This is a genomic window from Klebsiella sp. CSG-1, assembly GCF_056521145.1.
Map to the genome: position 1 here is coordinate 596,793 of NZ_JBWNLD010000003.1, position 17,274 is coordinate 614,066.

Sequence of the window (17,274 nt, forward strand, 5' to 3'; positions counted from 1 at the left end):
ATGGCCGGGCAATCAGATTATCTGCCGCCCGGCTTACCGCTCAATCGCGCCAAATGGCCGCAGGAGTATCAGCTCAAAGAGCACTACGACATGCGCGCCTCGGCACTAATACGCCAGCTGTTCGAGAAGCAAGTTACTCGGCAGTACATCGTTGAGTCGATTGCAGCAACGCCGGAAAGCTACCGGGAGTTTTTCAAAGAGAGATTAAATTTTTGGCGGGAGAAACGGACATGAAGAAATTTTCTGAAATTGATTTTATGCACTACAGCGGGCGAACTCTGCGGGTGTATGCGCTGGGGCTTAACTTTCTGGTCTTTCTGATCGCGGTGGCAATGTTGTCGGCACTGGGTATCTACGTGGTTAACAAATGGGTGATGGCATGAACATTGAAACGGTAAACGAGCTCATAGCCTCTCTGGAGAGTGCAGACGAGCTGTCAATCAAAGAGCGGAAGTATCTGGAGCTGGCGAAGGCGTACGTGGACAGGGAAGCGGAGAGCGCGGCTCTGGCGCTGACGTTCGAGAAGTGCCGGGAGATTTCCAACTGCCCGGCTGGCGTAGACCTGCAGGACCATCTGCGACAGTTGGTGGCGGATTCAGTGCAGCAGCGGATTTCTGAGTTAGAGTCCCCCACCTTCACATTCGAAGTCACCGCAGAGCCGTTCACCTGCCCTCGATGCGGAACCACAACAACCCATCCAGAAGGGTGGCACTATTGCCATAAGCGGGAGGCTGAGTAGATGGCTGATACCTCTGAACTTGATAATGGCATTTTAAGCATGAAGGATGCGTTACTCGATCATGCTTATCGCCGAATCGTTGAGTTGGAAAGCCTGCTGCTCCTGGATGTTCCTGCAACCGTCTGGCCCACTGAGGTCGCAATGGTTTTTTCTCAGGTAGAAAACGCCGGGGATCTCCCTGTGCATCACCAGCGCCGACTGCAGCACCATATCAACCGCATGTGGCTGGAAAAAATGCCGGTACCGACAATCATCGCCGCGGCTCGTTCGCTGGCCAGTGCCATGGAGAAATACGCGTGAGAGAAATCATCGTAGATAACTTTGCCGGTGGCGGCGGAGCTTCCACCGGGATTGAGATGGCAACAGGCCGCAGCGTGGATATTGCGATAAACCACGATCCCAACGCGGTAGCTATGCACACCACGAACCACCCGGATACGTTGCACTATTGCGAATCTGTGTATGAGGTTCGCCCTAAGGTTGCGACTGCCGGCCGCCGCGTCGGGCTGGTCTGGCTTTCGCCAGACTGCCGCCACTTTTCGAAAGCTAAAGGGGCTAAACCAGTTGAAAAGGCAATTCGTGGGCTGGCGTGGGTAACACTACGCTGGGGGCTGGATGTAGATCCACGTGTGATGATGCTGGAGAACGTTGAAGAGTTTAAAACGTGGGGGCCGCTGCTGGCGGCTGAGATGCGGCCAGACCCGGAACGCGTCGGGGAAACATTCCAGGCATTTGTCGGCATGCTGACTACCGGAATTCCTGCAGACCATCCGGCGCTGGTGGAGTGCTGCGAGTTTCTGAATATTTCGCTTGATAGCGAGGATGCCGCGCGGCTGGTAAAAGGGCTGGGGTACACCGTTGAGTATCGCGAACTACGCGCCTGCGACTACGGCGCACCAACAATACGAAAACGCTTCTTCATGGTTATGCGCCGAGACGGGCAGCCGATAGTGTGGCCGGAAGCCACCCACGGGGATCCGAAATCACCAGCGGTGCTGGCTGGCAAACTGGCGCCGTGGCGCACAGCTGCGGAATGCATAGACTGGTCTATTTCCGCGCCGAGCATATTCGACCGTAAAAAGCCACTCGCGGAGAATACCCTCAAACGTATTGCCCGCGGCATAAAGCGGTTCGTTATCGACAGCGCTTCGCCGTTCATCGTGAAGTGCAACCACACCACGACCAAAGGAAAATATGACTGTTTCCGGGGGCAGTCGCTGGCGGATCCGCTGCAGACGATTACCAAAACTCACGGCTTTGGGGTGGCGGTGCCACACCTGACAAAATTTCGCACTGGTGCCACCGGGCAGCCTGTCACCGCGCCGGTGCCAACGGTGACAGCTGGCACGTCAAAACGCCCGGGAGGGAATGGCCATGCGCTTGGTATTGTCGAAACTGCTTTGGCACCGTTCCTGGCTGGCAATGGCGGCAGCGAGTACCAGGCAAAACCGCGCCCTATGGATAAGCCCGCTCACACTATCCTGAAGCAATCGCGAGCCTGTCTGGTTGCGCCGGTAATCGCCCGGCAGTTCGGTGCCAGCATCGGCCATCGCGCCGACGTACCCAGCGCAACGATTACCGCTGGCGGTGGTGGTAAATCGCAACTGGTAACGCCGACGCTGATCCAGATGGGATATGGGGAACGCCCCGGACAGGAGCCGCGCGTACTGAACCTGAATAATCCGCTGGGTACCGTTACCGCAGGCGGAAACAAATTCGCGACGGTGAGCGCGTTCCTGGCGAAACACTACGGAGGCAATTACACCGGGCCGGGGGTGGGGCTTGATGAGCCTGCTCACTCAGTGACTACAGTAGACCATCATGCAGTGGTCGCTTCTCACTTGGTTAAGTTGCGTGGAACCTGCCGTGACGGCCAGCGCGCTGACGAACCGATGCCGACCATTACAGCCGGCGGCCAGCACGTGGGGGAGGTTAAAACGACACTAGCGGTCGAGGACTACGACGAAGAGCGCGCTCAGCAGGCGCTGGCGTTCCTGCGGGAATACTGCGGGGAGGATTGCACCGGGCTGGTGGATATCGACGGCGTAACGTACCGCATCGTTGATATTGGTATGCGCATGCTGCAGCCGCATGAGTTATACCGGGCGCAGGGCTTCCCTGAATGGTACATCATCGACCAGGACTACCGCGGAGTGAAATACGCCAAGGATAAGCAGGTTTCGCGCTGCGGCAACGCCGTCCCACCGCCGTTTGCTGAGGCATTGGTGAGGGCTAATCTGCCGGAAATATGTCAGACGAGGAAGGCCGCATAATGCCTAAATCCCCCGCAGAACGCAAAGCCGCGCAGCGCGCCCGGCAATCTGCTGCCGGTGGGCGCAAGCTTGAACTGGTGCTTGATGAGCAGGAGCAGGAAATGCTGGCGCGGAACTGCGCCGCCCGGCGCCCAGGTCGGGACGCATACGAAATGGCTGAGTACATCGCGCTGCTGATCCGTCAGGATGATGCCAGGGTGCGCGGAAAGATTAACGCCATCAGCAAGCGCTGCTGCGGTAAGTGTGGCGATCAGTTGCCGGTGGCGTCCTGTCCGCACTCAGGCGAGGCGGCGTGCTGGGTCATGTACGGATGGCACGAAACGAAATTAACAGTATGACGTGGCGCAGAAGTTCAACGGTTGACTATGTCTGTAGTTAATTATTTCACTTACTTAACAAAGAGATAGTTTGTTGCTTAGGCAATGATATTTGCTATTTCATGCCCTTAAAGGTTTGCGATTTAATGCAGATGGGAGTATATATACTGTAATTATATACAGTTATCTGTTGAAGGGGTGGGGGTTGTGGTTGATAAAAATAAGGCAGGCGACCTGCTCCCCGACGACGGTACTGTGTTAGTTACATGCGAAAACGGTAAAGTCAGCAAGACAAGAATGGTCCACAATGACGAACACGTGGCATCTCTTAACGCGTTGTTTGAAATAGCAAAACTATCTGGCTACACGATTATAAAACCAGATGGCACTGTGTTATAATCATGGTGTTGGCCTGAACACCCAACACTCTGTATTTCTGAGCAATTGCTGCGCTAAAGGGGAACCCAATGGCGCAGTATTCATTTATCAAATCAGCAGGCGATGTATTAATCCCTGCATCTCCAGACGCCCGCGAGTTTGTGAAGAAAATTCGCATGGGGGCAGTCCTTTACTCTGATTTTAAGCAGGCAAGAAATCCGGCATTTCACCGCAAATTTTTCGCCCTCCTGAATCTGGGATTTGATTACTGGCAACCTTCCGGCGGTGCAATTTCGCCAGCAGATAAAAAACTGGTTCGTGGTTATGTGCAACTGGTGGCCCACTATGCCGGGCATGCGGACACATTGCAGGAACTGGCGGATCAGTATCTCCGCGATGAAGCGGAAAAACGCGCCGGAAATATCAGTGCTGTAAAATCGTTTGAAGCGTTCCGTTCCTGGGTAACTATCGAAGCCGGTTTTTATACCGAGTACCAGATGCCGGACGGCACCACCCGCAAAGAACCAAAATCAATATCGTTCGCAAAAATGGACGATCTCGAATTTTCCCAGCTTTATAAATCAGTCCTCGACGTCCTCTGGAATTTCATTCTTTTCCGCACCTTCCCGACGCAACAGGCAGCAGAAAACGCAGCCTCTCAACTTTTCAGTTATGCGGCCTGAGGTCACCACCATGACTAAAGACGATAAAGACTGGCTGTCAGACGTAGCCGAATTGGGTTGCATTGTCTGTCGCAATCTCGGTTTCGGTTCCACTCCGGCAGAAATTCACCACATCCGAACCGGTCAGGGCGCTGGCCAGCGCGCAAATCACAAAAGAACCTTGCCTCTTTGCCCTGCGCACCACCGCATTGGTGGTTTTGGCGTGGCAATTCACGCCGGACAAAAGACATGGGAGGGCAAATACGGTACCGAACTGGAGTTGCTCGATCAGGTGACGACTGAAGTGAAGGTATTGCGCCTATGTCGGGTTTAACCAGAAAAAAAATTGCGGTGCTTGAGCTAATTCGCACCTGTTCGGAAGGGGTAACGTCTGCCGAAGTGATGTATTCGCTCGGTATGTCACGCAGCACTGTATTTTTTATTTTGGACAGTCTGCTTAAAGACAATCTCATATTCCGCGCCCACAACGAAACAGGACGAAATTCACGTCGCATTTATTTCCCAACGGAAGAGCTGGCTGAGAAGTTTTCCGGAAAAAAAATCCCTATGAGCAAACGTGAAAGCTTTTTCGACTCCTGCCGGCGCCACAGCAAAAACTACATGATCACTCTGCTGCTGCGGAGTGCACGACAACCAACGAAAGAGGAAACGCCATGAGCGACAAAGATATCGAGCAGAAAATTCAGGCAAAAGGCTTAACGGCACCGCGCATAACGCTCGGTGACTTTAAAGCAAATATCGAAAAAACAGAGATCGTTAAACACGTTTCGGTTTCAGGTCAGGTACTCCGCTGGGCGGTTCTGACCACGAAAAACGGTTTTTCTGTTACCGGCAGACCCTCATGCTCAGCCTCTTCAGAAAATGATGACGCTGAAATTGGTGAGCAGATTGCCATCGAAAACGCAGAAAACGAGTTATGGCCGCTTATGGGGTACGCCCTGAAACAGCGCCTGCATGACTCTGGCGGTCATACCGAAGAGGAAAACTTCGAACACTTCCTCTCCTATTCTGGATTCCACAACGAAAGCGATGAAGTGATCGGGAAGCTGCGTAAAGCCTTTTCTGATGGCGGCTACGCACTGCAGTGGAAATAAGTAGTAAAAGCACTCACACCCCACTAATGAGGAAAGACCAATGACTAAACATATTGGCGTCAAATTAATTAATGCGTTCCCTATGACCCGCCTGGCTTATAACGATTTTCGCGGCTGGCAACTTCCTGCCGACGAGAACGGTGCTGATGAAGGCTATCTGGTCGAATACCTTGATGGTGGTAAGCCCAACACTGATCGCTTTGACGGCTATATCTCATGGTCGCCGAAAGACGTTTTCGATAATGCATATCGCCCAGTTTCTGGCCTGAGTTTTGGTCTCGCTATTGAAGCACTGAAGCTTGGTAAGTGCGTCGCTCGGGCTGGGTGGAACGGAAAAGGAATGCACTTGTGGCTTAATCGCGGTGCATTTGCAGGTGAGCCGCCTGTTTCACACATTCAGGGCGTCAGCATTTCATTCTTCGATGCCTACGAAGGCGATGTTGTCACCCGCCTGCCAAATATCAACATGTGTTCAGCAGATGGTTCTACGGTCACCGGATGGCTGGCGAGCCAGACCGATATTCTGGCTGAAGACTGGAACATCGTTGAGTAATTTCTGCAAAGGCCATCTCCTCTGATGGCCTTGACCGAAAGTACCAAAGTGGAGAGACCAATGATCACCCTTAATGACGAAGAAGCTGAAAAACTCCTGGCGCTTATGAAAGCCCGCTTCCTTAAAGCGCACCTCAATACAGCAATGTACGGCGCAGCTGCATACGCGAACGGCAATGCTGACCGTGTGATTTTACGCGCAGTAAAAAACGGCGACGCCCCTGAGCTGAAAATCATGATGGCCGCTATGAGCCTTACCTCTGAGGAAACTGACGTTGAAAAAACTGCATGAGTTAGACACCGATATTCAGGTGGAAATCGTCAAAAGCGCTGGCGCTGTTCTGGCTAACAATTTCAGCTGGCCCGGCGGCGCTGACGGAAAGCAGGCGGCTAAGGATATCGTCATTTCTGTTGTGGATGCATTCCTGTCGCTTTATCCGGAAGAAAAACCGCAGGCGGAAAAAATCGAAGATCCAAAAAACGATCCCGAAGAAATCCCCCAAAAACGGAAATATACCCGCCGCAACACGGAGTGATGAGATATGGCAGCGCCAAAAGGCAATAAATTCTGGCAGGCACGCAGCAAGCACGGGAGAAACCCAAAATTCACTGACCCCGATATCTTGTGGGAGGCCTGTTGTGAATATTTCGACTGGGTGGAAAAACACCCACTGTGGGAAACAAAGGCATTCAGCTTTCAGGGAACGATCACTAAAGCTCGCCTCCCGAAAATGCGCGCAATGACCATTTCAGGGCTCTGCATATTTCTGGATATTGCAGATAGCACCTGGGATCAGTACAGGACGAAGAAAGGTTTTTCGGTAATCACTACGCGAGTCGAAAGGCTGATTTACGAGCAGAAATTTTCTGGCGCTGCCGCTGATCTGCTTAACGCAAATATCATTGCCCGCGAACTTGGGCTGGTAGAGAAAAAATCTGTTGAAGGTGACCTGGAAGTGACTGTGAAGGTGAAACATTTCCGCGAAAAAGAATAACCAGGCGTTTTTATTGCCTGGTAAATCGGTGAAATGGAAAGAATACCGCCTTTTTATCGTCCATAGTGAATAGAGTGTGAATAAATGGCAGAAATAACCCTACCCGCAAATAACTGGACACCACGCCCTCACCAGCGCCGGGCATGGGCTGCAATTCAGGAAGGGAAAAAAAGAGCTGCTTTGTGCTGGCCTCGCCGTTATGGGAAAGACGATTTCAGCCTGCATATGACCGCATGCAAGGCATTCGAGCGTATCGGCAACTATGCCCATTGTCTGCCGCAGGCGAACCAGGTAAGAAAGGCTATCTGGAAGGCTGTTAACCCTCGCACTGGCCGACTGCGCATCGATGAGGCTTTTCCTCATGAGCTGAGAAGAAAAACGCTTGATAACGAGATGATGATCGAGTTCATCAACGGCTCCACCTGGCAGGCAGTCGGCAGCGATAACTATGGCGCTCTTATCGGCTCCGGCCACGTCGGGATCGTTTTCTCAGAATGGGCGCTAAGTAACCCCTCTGCGTGGGCATTTTTGCGGCCGATACTGGCAGATAACGGCGGCTGGGCGTTCTTTGTCTCCACGCCACGCGGGAAAAACCATTTTTATAAAATGTATCAGGGTGGTTTAAAAGATCCCGAAAACTGGTTTTGTGACCATTTAAGCGCTGACATTACGCTGCATATACCACCGGAAACACTCGCCCAGGAGTTGCGAGAGATGCAGGCTGAGCGCGGGGAAGAAGAGGGGCTGGCGCTGTTCAATCAGGAATACATGTGCGACTGGAACGCTGCGATACCAGGCGCCTATTACTCATCGATCCTTGTTGGACTGGAGAAGGCCGGGCAAATAGGAAATGTGCCGTGGGATCCCCAGTATGAAGTTTACACGTCATGGGACCTGGGCATTGGAGACGCAACGGCTATCTGGTTTTTCCAGTTTATCGGCAAAGAAGTACGTGTCATCGATTATTACGAATCCTCCGGCGTTGGCCTGGAGCATTACGTAAAAATATTGCGCGAGAAACCTTACACCTACGCCGAGCGTCACTTCTTCCCACACGATGTTCGCGCCCGAGAGCTAAGCACCGGCGCATCACGCGAAGAGACGCTGGGCAAGTTGGGGATCCGCTGCAAGGTCCTGCCGGCCACATCGGTTGATGATGGTATCAGCGAGGTACGCATGATGCTGCGATCCTGCTGGTTCGATAAGACCAAATGCGAAAAAGGCCTGGAGGCTCTGGGGCAGTATCAAAAAGAGTGGGACGACACTCGCAAAATGTATAAGACTACTCCGCTGCATAACTGGACGTCTCACGGTTCCGATTCGTTCCGCTATGGCGCCGTGGGCAGCAAGTCATTGCGTAGCGGAAACCGCCAAACAACACAGCAATTTGCCCAGTCCAATTACGATCCTTATAACCCACCCGGACACAGTCAGCAGTTTTACGCTGATTCCGATTGGGATCTGTACGGGGATAACTGATGTCCAACACAAAAACACAGGAAAGCGAATCAGAGCGTATCGGCCGGATCCTGCGCGAGCAAAAGAGCATGGAAACCGAGCGCTCTGTATTCGAGCAGCACTGGCAGGAAATAGCCGAGCGCATTCTCCCACGTAGCGCAGAGTTTAAAGGAACGCGACAGAAGGGCGGTAAGCGCACTGAGAAAGCGATCGACGCTACCGGCGCGCTGGCCCTGCAAAAGTTTGGTGCAGCCATTGAGTCAGTTATCACCCCGAGAACGCAGAAGTGGCACACTCTCAGCAATGAAAAATTCGCTGATGATGAAGAGGTGCAGCGTTATTTCCAGGAAGTGCGCGATATTCTCTTTCGGCTCCGCTATGCGCCGTGGGCCAATTTCGCTTCGCAATCTCATGAGCATTATATTTCTTCTGGTGCATTCGGGACCGGCTGCACGTTTGTTGATAACGTGGTAGGAAAAGGCCCGCGTTATTGCACATACCATTTACGCGAAATCTATTTCACTGAAAATTTTCAGGGGATGATCGATATCGTCCACCGAAAATATTGCATGACTGGCCGCCAGGCTATTCAGCAATTTGGTGAAGAAAGCCTCCCTGAACAGGTAAGAACAACCGCGAAGAGCGACCCGTCAAAGCAATTCAACTTCCTACATCGCGTCGAGCCAAATGATAAACGTGACATGTCACGACAGGACAAAGAGGGCATGCCCTTCCGGTCTGTGCATATTTGCCTGGAGGGAAGCAAGATTGTGCAAGAGGGCGGGTACTGGTCGCAGCCTTATGCAATAAGCCGTTATTACACCGCGCCGGGTGAGATATACGGCCGCTCGCCTGCGATGGTTGTGCTGCCGGATATCAAGCTGCTGAACGAAATAAACCGCGCCATCATCGAGGGGGCACAGATGGCCGTTCGTCCGCCGATGCTGCTTCCGGAAGACGGCATACTGCAACCGTTCAAAATGATGCCTGGTGCGTTGAACTTCGGCGGAATGAACCGGGATGGTAAACCGCTGGCTGTACCTTTGAATACCGCGACCGATTTCAGCGTTGCGATGACACTGGCAGAACAAAAACGCCAGACTATCAACGACGGTTTTTTTATCACGCTGTTCCAGATCCTCGTTGATAACCCGCAAATGACCGCTACAGAAGCTATGCTGCGCGCGCAGGAGAAGGGCCAACTGCTGGCTCCTACCGCCGGGCGTATTCAGGCTGAGTTTCTTGGGACGTTGATCCTGCGGGAAATTGATATTGCTTATCAGAATGGGCTGCTGCCGGATCCACCGGAACAGCTGAAAGAAGCTGGTAGCGAATACGATATCGAATACACCAGCCCGCTGGTACGTCTGCAGATGAGTGAAGAGGCAAGCGGGATTATGAACGTTGTAAACGCTGCCGGCACTATCGGGCAGTTTGACCAGAACATCGCCCGCACGCTGAATGGAGACGCTGCATTGCGCTTTATTGCTAAAGCCAGTGGCGCACCTCTGCAGGTGGTTAAAACCGAAGACGAAATGGCTGCGCAGGATGCCGCAGATCAGCAGCAGCTGCAACTACAGCAGTTACTTGCTGCAGCGCCGGTGGCAGCCACCGCGGCTAAAGATTTCGCCCAGGCCAACCAGATAGCACAAACTCCAGCGCCGTCGCCGGCACTTCAGGGGGGATGATGAACCGCCTAAAAAGCCTGTGGCTCACACTGAACCGTGCGCGGGCGTTCCAGTCCGTCTTCGGCATGCCAGGGAATATGACGCCGGAACAAAAAATTGTCATCCGGCTGCTGGCGAAACTCTGCCACGTCAATTCTTCGAGTGTTGCTATTTCACCAACGACCCAGCAAACCGACCCATACGCCGTATTTGTTTCGGAAGGGCGCCGGGAAGTTTTTCTGCACATAAACCACTATCTCGGCCTGTCGCAATCTGATATTGCCGCAATGATCGCCGAAGAGATGAACGAACTTAACGAGGACGACAATAATGAATCTGTTTGAACGTTTGATGCTGCGCCGTCTGATGGATGTAGCGGGTGAGGGTGGAGAGGGTGGTGCGCCGGCCGCCAGCGAACCTGCGGAGCAGCAACAAGGGCAACATCCTCCGGCTAGCCTTCTCAACCCCGGCGAACCTGCAGGTCAGCAAGCAGGCCAACAACCGCAGAAGCAGGGGGCAGCGGCTTTTATCGAAAAACTGCCTGACGATGGCGACGAAAAAGGATGGCAGGACCTTTACTCTAAACTCGGCCGCCCGGAAAAAATTGAAGATTACGGTCTTAAAGCCCCCGATGGTGTAGACGGCACGTTTTTGAACACAGCTCTGGGCTGGATGCATGAAAGCGGACTGAATAAAAAACAGGCCGAAACGGTAATTAATAAATTCAACGAATATGCCGCCGGACAGCAAAAAAGTGCCCAGGAAAATATTGCTAATCAAAATACCGCTAACCGGGAAAAGGTTATTAAGTCCTGGGGAAGTGAGGTTGAGGCAAATACGGCGATTCTTCAGAACGCGGTGCAACGATTCTTCCCTGACGCGGTGATTGAAAAATTCAATAGCGCGGGTCTGCTTAATGATCCCGACCTTGTAAATGCAGTCCTGGCGATCGGTAAAGCGCTGGGTGAAGACAAAACAGTTACTGGCGCAGCGCCGGGCAATGCAGCAGAAAAAGACATTGCTCACCGCATGTGGCCGAACATGCAATAAGGAGTTTTAAATGCCAACACTTACCGGCTTACCGACTCTCTGGGACGCTGCAAAGTTGCTCGATCCCGATGGCACCTCTGCGAACGTCGCCGAGGTCCTGGACCAGGACAACGAAATGTTGTGGGATTGCCCGTTTTATGAAGGCAACCTACCAACCGGAACGCGCATCACAACCCGTACTGGTTTACCTGCTGTGTACTGGCGCAAGCTGAACAAAGGTATTCCGGAAAGCAAGGCAACTACCGCGCAGGTCGATGAAACCACCGGCTTGCTTGAGGCGCGCTCTCAGGTTGATGTTCGTGTTGCGAACCTGAATGGTAATACCGCGGGCTTCCGATTCAACCAGTCCAAACCGTTCATGGAAGCGATGAATCAGAAGGCTCAATTCCAGATGCTTAACGGTACGCTTGTTGGGCAACCGGAGGCATTCCTGGGCATTGCTCCACGCTTCAGCGATTTGTCTGCGCCCAATGCCGACAACATCATCGACGCTGGCGGTACCGGTGCGAATCTCACCTCGATTTACCTCATCGGGTGGGCGCCAGACAAAGTCTACGGAATTTTCCCGAAAGGTTCTAAAGCTGGTCTGACACACCGTGATCTGGGTGAAGGTGACGCCTTTGATGATGATGGCAACCGTTTCCGGGCGCTGATGGACCTTTACACCTGGGATCTCGGTATTGCGCTGCATGACTGGCGCTATGTCGTCCGCATCGCAAACATTGATGTTACCGCTCTGCGCACTAACGCTAATGCGGGTGCAAACCTCATCAAACTGATGGCTATCGCTGAAGAGCGCATTCAGTCACTGGTAGGCGTGAGCCCTGCGTACTACATGAACCGCACACTGCGCGCGATGCTGCGCCTGCAGCTGGTAGATGCCGTGAAAAACTCAACCCTAACCATGGAAATGGCTGGCGGACGTCGCGTTATGTTCTTCGGCGAGGTTCCGGTACGCCGGGTTGACCAGTTAAAAATCGGGGAAGATCAGGTCGTCGCCTCTTAACGGGGCGATTTTCCGGTTTACTTTTTCAGGAGATAACCATGTTTGTAGATGCCCAGCTTGAATTTTCTGACTCCCAGGTGATCACCGCCTCGACAGGCAGCACGAATATCATCGATTTCAATCCGGCGTTTAATTTCAACACTGTGATTGATGCGGGCGCAGGCGAGCCAACTTTTCTGGTTGTGATTCCGTCGGTGACGTTCGCGGCCGCAGGGGCGGCGACGCTCGCGATTGAGTTGCGCGCTTATGCCAACGAGGACAAAAGCGACACACCTACTGTGATTTTTTCGACCACGGCAAAAGCACTGGCAACCCTCAAGGCTGGAAAGCCTGCGGTTGTCGTGGCGTTGCCTTCGGCCGACTATAAGCGTTTTTTAAGCCTGCAATACACCGTGGCAACAGGGCCTTTCACCGCGGGCGCAGTAGATGCGTTCATCACGAAAGATGCTCAGACTTGGCGTTCTTACGCAAATAACGTCGAGTTTGCCTCGCTTAATCTCAGCAATGCTTAATTAGGGTGGAGTGAGTGCGTTTTTCAGGGGCTGCGGCCCCTGCTTTTTTATGAGGTATTATGATGACCGGTCAGACAGATATCATGAATCTGGCGCTAGTTTCCTTCCTGGGATCCGATCATCTCATGGATCGAGATGAACAGGATAAAAACACGCGCGTGATGAACCTGATTTACACCCCACTCCTTGAAAAATTACAGCGCGAATATGCGTGGAATTTTTGTGCTCGTAGCGTCCAGCTTACCCCGCTAAATAAAACGCCTGTCATTGACTATCAATACGTCTATCAGTTGCCTGTTGATTTAATGGTGCTAGTGTCGGTGGGGGATGTGTACTACGGCCACGATTTCACCGAATACGATCCGCGCCTGGTAACTGCTGAATATCGAATAGAGGGGCGGGAGTTGCTTACGAACTTACCGCCGCCGTTAAGCCTGCGCTATCGGGTCAGGGTGACCGATGCGTCTAAGTTCGATTCCACCTTTGTTGATGCGCTGGCGTGTATGCTGGCGATCCGTTCCTGTAAGGCGGTGACTGGGAAAGACACGTTGAAATCGTCATTGCTCGATGAATTTCAGATGATTATCTCCGGCGCAGTGCGAGCTAACGCCATAGAGAAGCCCAGCGAAAAATTCCCTCCCTCAACATGGATGGAGGCTCGTTTGTAATGGCAAAAATCCGCCCCACAAAACGCAGCTTCAATGCCGGCATACTTTCGCCGGTAATGTATGGACAGGTGGATTTTGATAAATGGGCCAGCGCCGTCAAGTCCATGAAAAACTTCATACCACTACCACAGGGGCCAGCTCGACGCCGCGGAGGTACGCAATACGCCGGAACAGTGAAGGACAGCAGTGCGCGTGTCTGGTTGGCCTCATTTCAATTCAGCACTACAGAGGCTTTTATTCTGGAATTTGGACCGGAATATATTCGTTTCTGGTTTAACCATGCGCAGCTCCTGGACGACGATAATAATATCCTGGAAGTTTCGACCCCTTGGGGGGTTGGAGATTTAACGCGCAATGGGAAATTTGGTTTATCGCTGCAGCAATCGGCAGACGTGATTTATATCACATGCACCAACGGTATTTACCCGGTTTATAAGCTGACGCGAAACACAAATACAAACTGGAGTTTGTCAGAAGCAAAATTTTCCGGCGGACCGTTCGCAGATATAAACTCTGATAAATCCAGCGTCGTTTATACCGATCAATTTAGGATCTGGTCCGAGGATGGAAACGATTTGCCTGATGGCACCCCAACAACAACCAACCTCTGCAATATCACATCTAATACTGATATTTTCGAAGCTGCGCATGTGGGAAGCCTTTTTTATATCGAGGCCAGTACTGATGCTGTGGACGACGCAACCGGGCATAGCGGTTACATTCCTGCGTGGGCTGCCAGCACGACAGAAACATTCTCAGCTGGTGTGTTCTGTCGCTCAGATGGCAAATATTATGAAGATATGGACGGTACAAAGACGGGTAACACACAACCCACATGGACAGCTGGCGCGCATCGTGATGGTAGCGGCGGAGATGCATCTCTCTGGCGATATTCTGGTGGTGGCTGGGGAATTGTCGAGATAACAGCAGTTAGCAGCCCCACCTCCGCAACCGGCAAAATCGTTACTGAATTACCGCCCAGTGTGAGAAACACGGTCGGGAAAACGTATAAATACGCTTTCGGAGATTGGTCGGATGTTCTTCGCTATCCCCAGTTTGCGGCTTTTTTCCGTGGGCGTCTGGTATTCGCAGGGCGGCAAAAAATATGGTCAAGCGTAGCGGGTGATCCCCAGAACTACAGCCCAATGACAAACGGATATGAAGCTGAAAGCGATGACTCTATTAACGACAGAATCGACGACACTCAGGACACAATGCAATGGCTTGTGGCATCGGCTGGGAAAATATTTATAGGGACTGCTGGGTATGAGTTTTCCTATGGCGAGCAAAGCCTGACTTCCGTTTTTGGGGCCGGGAACACAAAGGTTGAGCTGAACAGCACGATCGGAAGTAATGAGGTGCAGGCAGAACGTCTTTTTGACCGCGTCGCGTTTGTGCAACGCGCCGGGCGCAAGGTGATGATTGCCGCCTACGATTCCAGCAGCGATTCATTTTCCGCGACAAATTCTTGTATTTTAGCTCCTCACCTTTTCACCTCTGAAATTATCGCGCTGGCGTACCAGCAGGAGCCCAACCGAATCCTTTGGGCTTTGCTGACGGAAGGTCGCCTGCTGGGCCTGACGTATGATGCCGAACAGAACATCACTGGCTGGCATGAGCACGACATCGGCGGGGCTGTGGAAAGCATCAAGGTTATTCCGGATATCGACGGCGGCCGCGATGAGCTGTGGATGGTGGTAAGGCGAACAATAAACGGCGCGACTGTACGCTATCTGGAATACATGCTGCCGGAATTTGACAGCGCGTTTATCACTCAGGAATGGGCGCGTGTGCTGGATTGCATGGCGACGTATAGCGGTGAAGCAACAACCGTTATATCCGGTCTTGAGTTCCTGGAAGGGCAAACCGTTGCCGTGGTAACCGATGGTGCGACGCACGTATCGCGGCAGGTGAGTGAAGGAAAAATAACGCTCGACTGGGAATCATCGGTGGTGCATGTCGGCCTCAACAATGCGGCTGAAATCGTTACCCTGCCGCTGGAAGGTGGCATTAAACGCTTTGCCAAAGCACGGCTGCGTTTCCTCGATACGCTGGGCGGTAAGTTCGGCGATGATGGCGGCAAGTATCTGGATAAACTTCGCGCCCGGGATTATTCCGACAATATGGATGAAGCGCCACCGCTGTTTAATGGTGTGGTTACCGTTCCGTGGCCGGGCGAGTTCAATGAAAACGGTTCTATTCGCATTGTTCAGGATCTTCCGCAACCAATGACCATCGTCAGCATCGATCCAGTGGGAGAAATGGAAGATGACTGAACCAGTAATAGTCCGCCTTGAGGAGTTCCATCTAAATGAAATATTCCAGAACTCATTACCGCAGAAAGCTGTTGAGGCGTTGGTATCTTTCCCGTCTTTTGCGATGGAATACGGGCAAAAAACACTCGCCACGGGCGGGGCTATCCAGATAGCGCCTGGCCGGGTAAGGCTCTGGTTAAACACGGCCCCCGGCGCGGAGTTATTCCCCATCCATATTTACCGTGCTGCCAGGCGATTTACTGAAATTGCTTTGACCGAAAATCATCGAGTGGAATGCGTCTGTATAGATAACTTATCTGCGCGCGTTGCAAAAATGCTCAGTTACCAGCAGGACGCTATTATTCGCAATTATCAGCCTGGCTGTGACGCCAGATTATTTTCTATCGTGAGGTAATTATGCTTTATAAACGCAAATTCACATTAGAGGCGGATCCGGCTTCCTGGGCAATGGCGGGCGCCGCCGTTATTTCTGCAGGGGCTGGAGTCTACTCCGCAACTCAAAGTGGTAAAAAGCCCACGATTAAACCCAGCGCTCAGGTTACTCAGGATGCCTCGATTGCCGAATCGGATGATCTTTTACGGCGCCGCCAGCGTCAGGGGAATCAGGGGAATGTCACAGGGGCATCAGGTTCATCTGTAAACTCATCTGGCCAGAAAACGTTACTGGGGGGCTAATGATCGTCCCATTTGAACCATGGCACCTTGCAGCCATTAAGCCGCAGCCTCACCAAATCGACTGTATCAAAACTGAACAACACGCTGAAAACATTGCTGAGGTTGGAGCGTTCACAATTTTGCATGCTGGTCAGCCGGTGGCGATCGGCGGTTTCATCCCAATGGAGAAATATGGGCTGGTCTTTGAGACGGGGGTCGCACAGGCCTGGATGATCATTTCCGACGGCATTACGCACCTTTGGCCGGAGATATTCAGGGTAACACGCCGTGAGTTACAGAGGGCTCTGGCACGCTATCACCGCATAGAGGCAAGCACAACCTTCCCGGAAGGTGAACGCATGCTGGCGATGTTGGGTATGCACTGTGAAGGGTGTCTGAAGAAGTTTAACCACCGGGGCGAGGATTCAACCCTGTGGGCGATAACGAGGTGATTTATGGATTCTGTAAACTGGCAGACGGTCGGCGATAGTCTCAAAAATAATGCAGCGCCAATAGCGCAAACCTCAAGCTCTGCGTTAAACGCATTCTCATCACTCAGCAGCGCGCGACAGCAATCCAGCAATCTGAACACCAACGCGCAGCTGCTTGACCAGCAGGCGAACCAGGCCATTTTAAATGCCGGCCAGCAGTCGGCGCTTATCCGCCGCCGCGGTGCTCAGTTTCAGGGAGATCAGGATGCACGCATTGCCGCGAGCGGTACCGGCTTTGGTGGCACGAATGCGCTGCTGCGCCGGCAGACCGCACTTAATATCCAGGAAGACGCAAACGCCGTTGCTAACGAGGGCATTCTCCAGTCTGATGCACTGAAGAATCAGGCTAGCGCTATGCGCCAGCAGTCGAAAGCGGCACGGCCTGGGTTGCTGGGCTACCTCGGGGCGGGGGCGCAAATTAGTAGCACGTTCCTTGGCGCAAAGTACGGACAAAAATAGGA

General features: G+C 52.6%; 25 protein-coding genes and 1 pseudogene. All 26 read left to right on the forward strand.

Annotated elements, in window-relative coordinates:
• The 26 genes and pseudogenes from AC007G_RS10840 to AC007G_RS10965 all read left to right on the forward strand — a co-directional run bounded on the left by AC007G_RS10840 (nucleotide 1) and on the right by AC007G_RS10965 (nucleotide 17,272).
• Entirely contained in the window at nucleotides 1-234 is a 234-nt protein-coding gene (locus AC007G_RS10840; protein ID WP_118859957.1) for a hypothetical protein, read from the forward strand.
• Nucleotides 231-383, forward strand: a complete 153-nt coding sequence (locus tag AC007G_RS10845; RefSeq protein ID WP_479466591.1) for a hypothetical protein — start codon at nucleotides 231-233, stop codon at nucleotides 381-383. The genes AC007G_RS10840 and AC007G_RS10845 overlap by 4 nt, the downstream gene beginning before the upstream one ends.
• Nucleotides 380-739, forward strand: coding sequence for a hypothetical protein (locus AC007G_RS10850; RefSeq protein ID WP_479466592.1), 360 nt, complete (start codon nucleotides 380-382; stop codon nucleotides 737-739). Before AC007G_RS10845 ends, AC007G_RS10850 begins: the two co-directional genes overlap by 4 nt.
• Before the next feature lie 39 nt (nucleotides 740-778).
• Complete coding sequence (locus AC007G_RS10855) at nucleotides 779-1,039, forward strand: hypothetical protein (protein ID WP_479466599.1); 261 nt, start codon at nucleotides 779-781, stop codon at nucleotides 1,037-1,039.
• Nucleotides 1,036-3,012 (forward strand): DNA cytosine methyltransferase, encoded by a 1,977-nt coding sequence (locus AC007G_RS10860; RefSeq protein WP_479466593.1) that lies wholly within the window; start codon nucleotides 1,036-1,038, stop codon nucleotides 3,010-3,012. The genes AC007G_RS10855 and AC007G_RS10860 overlap by 4 nt, the downstream gene beginning before the upstream one ends.
• Nucleotides 3,012-3,350, forward strand: a complete 339-nt coding sequence (locus tag AC007G_RS10865) for a hypothetical protein (RefSeq protein ID WP_479466594.1) — start codon at nucleotides 3,012-3,014, stop codon at nucleotides 3,348-3,350. Before AC007G_RS10860 ends, AC007G_RS10865 begins: the two co-directional genes overlap by 1 nt.
• A gap of 446 nt (nucleotides 3,351-3,796) precedes the next feature.
• Complete coding sequence (locus AC007G_RS10870) at nucleotides 3,797-4,390, forward strand: DUF1367 family protein (RefSeq protein ID WP_099144235.1); 594 nt, start codon at nucleotides 3,797-3,799, stop codon at nucleotides 4,388-4,390.
• Nucleotides 4,391-4,400: 10 nt separating this feature from the next.
• Complete coding sequence (locus AC007G_RS10875) at nucleotides 4,401-4,703, forward strand: Ref family recombination enhancement nuclease (RefSeq protein ID WP_228155044.1); 303 nt, start codon at nucleotides 4,401-4,403, stop codon at nucleotides 4,701-4,703.
• Nucleotides 4,691-5,047, forward strand: a complete 357-nt coding sequence (locus AC007G_RS10880; RefSeq protein ID WP_099144237.1) for a helix-turn-helix domain-containing protein — start codon at nucleotides 4,691-4,693, stop codon at nucleotides 5,045-5,047. Before AC007G_RS10875 ends, AC007G_RS10880 begins: the two co-directional genes overlap by 13 nt.
• Nucleotides 5,044-5,343 (forward strand): annotated as a pseudogene (locus AC007G_RS10885) (Gp49 family protein); the annotation flags it as partial. The gene AC007G_RS10880 and the pseudogene AC007G_RS10885, both read left to right, overlap by 4 nt.
• A gap of 181 nt (nucleotides 5,344-5,524) precedes the next feature.
• Nucleotides 5,525-6,037, forward strand: coding sequence for a DUF2829 domain-containing protein (locus tag AC007G_RS10890; RefSeq protein WP_118859950.1), 513 nt, complete (start codon nucleotides 5,525-5,527; stop codon nucleotides 6,035-6,037).
• A gap of 60 nt (nucleotides 6,038-6,097) precedes the next feature.
• A complete protein-coding gene (locus AC007G_RS10895) occupies nucleotides 6,098-6,328 on the forward strand; it encodes a hypothetical protein (protein ID WP_213900916.1) in 231 nt (76 codons plus the stop codon).
• A complete protein-coding gene (locus AC007G_RS10900; RefSeq protein WP_099144241.1) occupies nucleotides 6,312-6,572 on the forward strand; it encodes a hypothetical protein in 261 nt (86 codons plus the stop codon). The genes AC007G_RS10895 and AC007G_RS10900 overlap by 17 nt, the downstream gene beginning before the upstream one ends.
• Nucleotides 6,573-6,578: 6 nt before the next feature.
• Nucleotides 6,579-7,031: a DNA-packaging protein gene (locus tag AC007G_RS10905; RefSeq protein WP_099144242.1), complete on the forward strand. Its 453-nt coding sequence runs from the start codon at nucleotides 6,579-6,581 to the stop codon at nucleotides 7,029-7,031.
• Nucleotides 7,032-7,115: 84 nt separating this feature from the next.
• On the forward strand, nucleotides 7,116-8,510 hold the full coding sequence (locus tag AC007G_RS10910) for a hypothetical protein (protein WP_479466595.1): 1,395 nt from the start codon (nucleotides 7,116-7,118) through the stop codon (nucleotides 8,508-8,510).
• Entirely contained in the window at nucleotides 8,510-10,177 is a 1,668-nt protein-coding gene (locus AC007G_RS10915; protein ID WP_479466596.1) for a portal protein, read from the forward strand. Before AC007G_RS10910 ends, AC007G_RS10915 begins: the two co-directional genes overlap by 1 nt.
• Entirely contained in the window at nucleotides 10,177-10,500 is a 324-nt protein-coding gene (locus tag AC007G_RS10920; protein WP_099144245.1) for a Bbp19 family protein, read from the forward strand. Before AC007G_RS10915 ends, AC007G_RS10920 begins: the two co-directional genes overlap by 1 nt.
• Nucleotides 10,487-11,206, forward strand: coding sequence for a hypothetical protein (locus tag AC007G_RS10925; RefSeq protein ID WP_099144246.1), 720 nt, complete (start codon nucleotides 10,487-10,489; stop codon nucleotides 11,204-11,206). Before AC007G_RS10920 ends, AC007G_RS10925 begins: the two co-directional genes overlap by 14 nt.
• 10 nt (nucleotides 11,207-11,216) lie before the next feature.
• Nucleotides 11,217-12,212 carry a major capsid protein gene (locus AC007G_RS10930; RefSeq protein WP_099144247.1) on the forward strand — a complete coding sequence of 332 codons (996 nt, stop codon included), beginning with the start codon at nucleotides 11,217-11,219 and terminating at the stop codon, nucleotides 12,210-12,212.
• A gap of 38 nt (nucleotides 12,213-12,250) precedes the next feature.
• Nucleotides 12,251-12,724, forward strand: a complete 474-nt coding sequence (locus tag AC007G_RS10935; protein ID WP_099144248.1) for a Bbp16 family capsid cement protein — start codon at nucleotides 12,251-12,253, stop codon at nucleotides 12,722-12,724.
• Nucleotides 12,725-12,783: 59 nt separating this feature from the next.
• Nucleotides 12,784-13,392, forward strand: a complete 609-nt coding sequence (locus tag AC007G_RS10940; protein WP_228155046.1) for a phage connector family protein — start codon at nucleotides 12,784-12,786, stop codon at nucleotides 13,390-13,392.
• Nucleotides 13,392-15,668, forward strand: a complete 2,277-nt coding sequence (locus AC007G_RS10945; protein WP_118859943.1) for a phage tail protein — start codon at nucleotides 13,392-13,394, stop codon at nucleotides 15,666-15,668. The genes AC007G_RS10940 and AC007G_RS10945 overlap by 1 nt, the downstream gene beginning before the upstream one ends.
• On the forward strand, nucleotides 15,661-16,062 hold the full coding sequence (locus AC007G_RS10950; RefSeq protein WP_099144250.1) for a hypothetical protein: 402 nt from the start codon (nucleotides 15,661-15,663) through the stop codon (nucleotides 16,060-16,062). Before AC007G_RS10945 ends, AC007G_RS10950 begins: the two co-directional genes overlap by 8 nt.
• A gap of 2 nt (nucleotides 16,063-16,064) precedes the next feature.
• The gene (locus AC007G_RS10955) at nucleotides 16,065-16,343 is read left to right on the forward strand and encodes a hypothetical protein (protein ID WP_099144251.1); all 279 of its coding nucleotides are present in this window, start codon (nucleotides 16,065-16,067) and stop codon (nucleotides 16,341-16,343) included.
• The gene (locus tag AC007G_RS10960) at nucleotides 16,343-16,774 is read left to right on the forward strand and encodes a hypothetical protein (RefSeq protein ID WP_224050132.1); all 432 of its coding nucleotides are present in this window, start codon (nucleotides 16,343-16,345) and stop codon (nucleotides 16,772-16,774) included. Before AC007G_RS10955 ends, AC007G_RS10960 begins: the two co-directional genes overlap by 1 nt.
• A 3-nt stretch (nucleotides 16,775-16,777) precedes the next feature.
• On the forward strand, nucleotides 16,778-17,272 hold the full coding sequence (locus AC007G_RS10965; RefSeq protein WP_099144252.1) for a hypothetical protein: 495 nt from the start codon (nucleotides 16,778-16,780) through the stop codon (nucleotides 17,270-17,272).
• Nucleotides 17,273-17,274 lie beyond the last annotated feature (2 nt).

Coding starts and splice junctions, on each gene's coding strand:
- AC007G_RS10890 (WP_118859950.1), top strand. CDS start 5,525: ATGACTAAACATATTGGCGTCAAATTAATTAATGCGTTCCCTATGACC.
- AC007G_RS10880 (WP_099144237.1), top strand. CDS start 4,691: ATGTCGGGTTTAACCAGAAAAAAAATTGCGGTGCTTGAGCTAATTCGC.
- AC007G_RS10955 (WP_099144251.1), top strand. CDS start 16,065: ATGCTTTATAAACGCAAATTCACATTAGAGGCGGATCCGGCTTCCTGG.
- AC007G_RS10905 (WP_099144242.1), top strand. CDS start 6,579: ATGGCAGCGCCAAAAGGCAATAAATTCTGGCAGGCACGCAGCAAGCAC.
- AC007G_RS10845 (WP_479466591.1), top strand. CDS start 231: ATGAAGAAATTTTCTGAAATTGATTTTATGCACTACAGCGGGCGAACT.
- AC007G_RS10840 (WP_118859957.1), top strand. CDS start 1: ATGGCCGGGCAATCAGATTATCTGCCGCCCGGCTTACCGCTCAATCGC.
- AC007G_RS10870 (WP_099144235.1), top strand. CDS start 3,797: ATGGCGCAGTATTCATTTATCAAATCAGCAGGCGATGTATTAATCCCT.
- AC007G_RS10920 (WP_099144245.1), top strand. CDS start 10,177: ATGAACCGCCTAAAAAGCCTGTGGCTCACACTGAACCGTGCGCGGGCG.
- AC007G_RS10895 (WP_213900916.1), top strand. CDS start 6,098: ATGATCACCCTTAATGACGAAGAAGCTGAAAAACTCCTGGCGCTTATG.
- AC007G_RS10855 (WP_479466599.1), top strand. CDS start 779: ATGAAGGATGCGTTACTCGATCATGCTTATCGCCGAATCGTTGAGTTG.
- AC007G_RS10940 (WP_228155046.1), top strand. CDS start 12,784: ATGATGACCGGTCAGACAGATATCATGAATCTGGCGCTAGTTTCCTTC.
- AC007G_RS10935 (WP_099144248.1), top strand. CDS start 12,251: ATGTTTGTAGATGCCCAGCTTGAATTTTCTGACTCCCAGGTGATCACC.
- AC007G_RS10950 (WP_099144250.1), top strand. CDS start 15,661: ATGACTGAACCAGTAATAGTCCGCCTTGAGGAGTTCCATCTAAATGAA.
- AC007G_RS10945 (WP_118859943.1), top strand. CDS start 13,392: ATGGCAAAAATCCGCCCCACAAAACGCAGCTTCAATGCCGGCATACTT.
- AC007G_RS10930 (WP_099144247.1), top strand. CDS start 11,217: ATGCCAACACTTACCGGCTTACCGACTCTCTGGGACGCTGCAAAGTTG.
- AC007G_RS10850 (WP_479466592.1), top strand. CDS start 380: ATGAACATTGAAACGGTAAACGAGCTCATAGCCTCTCTGGAGAGTGCA.
- AC007G_RS10915 (WP_479466596.1), top strand. CDS start 8,510: ATGTCCAACACAAAAACACAGGAAAGCGAATCAGAGCGTATCGGCCGG.
- AC007G_RS10865 (WP_479466594.1), top strand. CDS start 3,012: ATGCCTAAATCCCCCGCAGAACGCAAAGCCGCGCAGCGCGCCCGGCAA.
- AC007G_RS10965 (WP_099144252.1), top strand. CDS start 16,778: ATGGATTCTGTAAACTGGCAGACGGTCGGCGATAGTCTCAAAAATAAT.
- AC007G_RS10910 (WP_479466595.1), top strand. CDS start 7,116: ATGGCAGAAATAACCCTACCCGCAAATAACTGGACACCACGCCCTCAC.
- AC007G_RS10960 (WP_224050132.1), top strand. CDS start 16,343: ATGATCGTCCCATTTGAACCATGGCACCTTGCAGCCATTAAGCCGCAG.
- AC007G_RS10875 (WP_228155044.1), top strand. CDS start 4,401: ATGACTAAAGACGATAAAGACTGGCTGTCAGACGTAGCCGAATTGGGT.
- AC007G_RS10925 (WP_099144246.1), top strand. CDS start 10,487: ATGAATCTGTTTGAACGTTTGATGCTGCGCCGTCTGATGGATGTAGCG.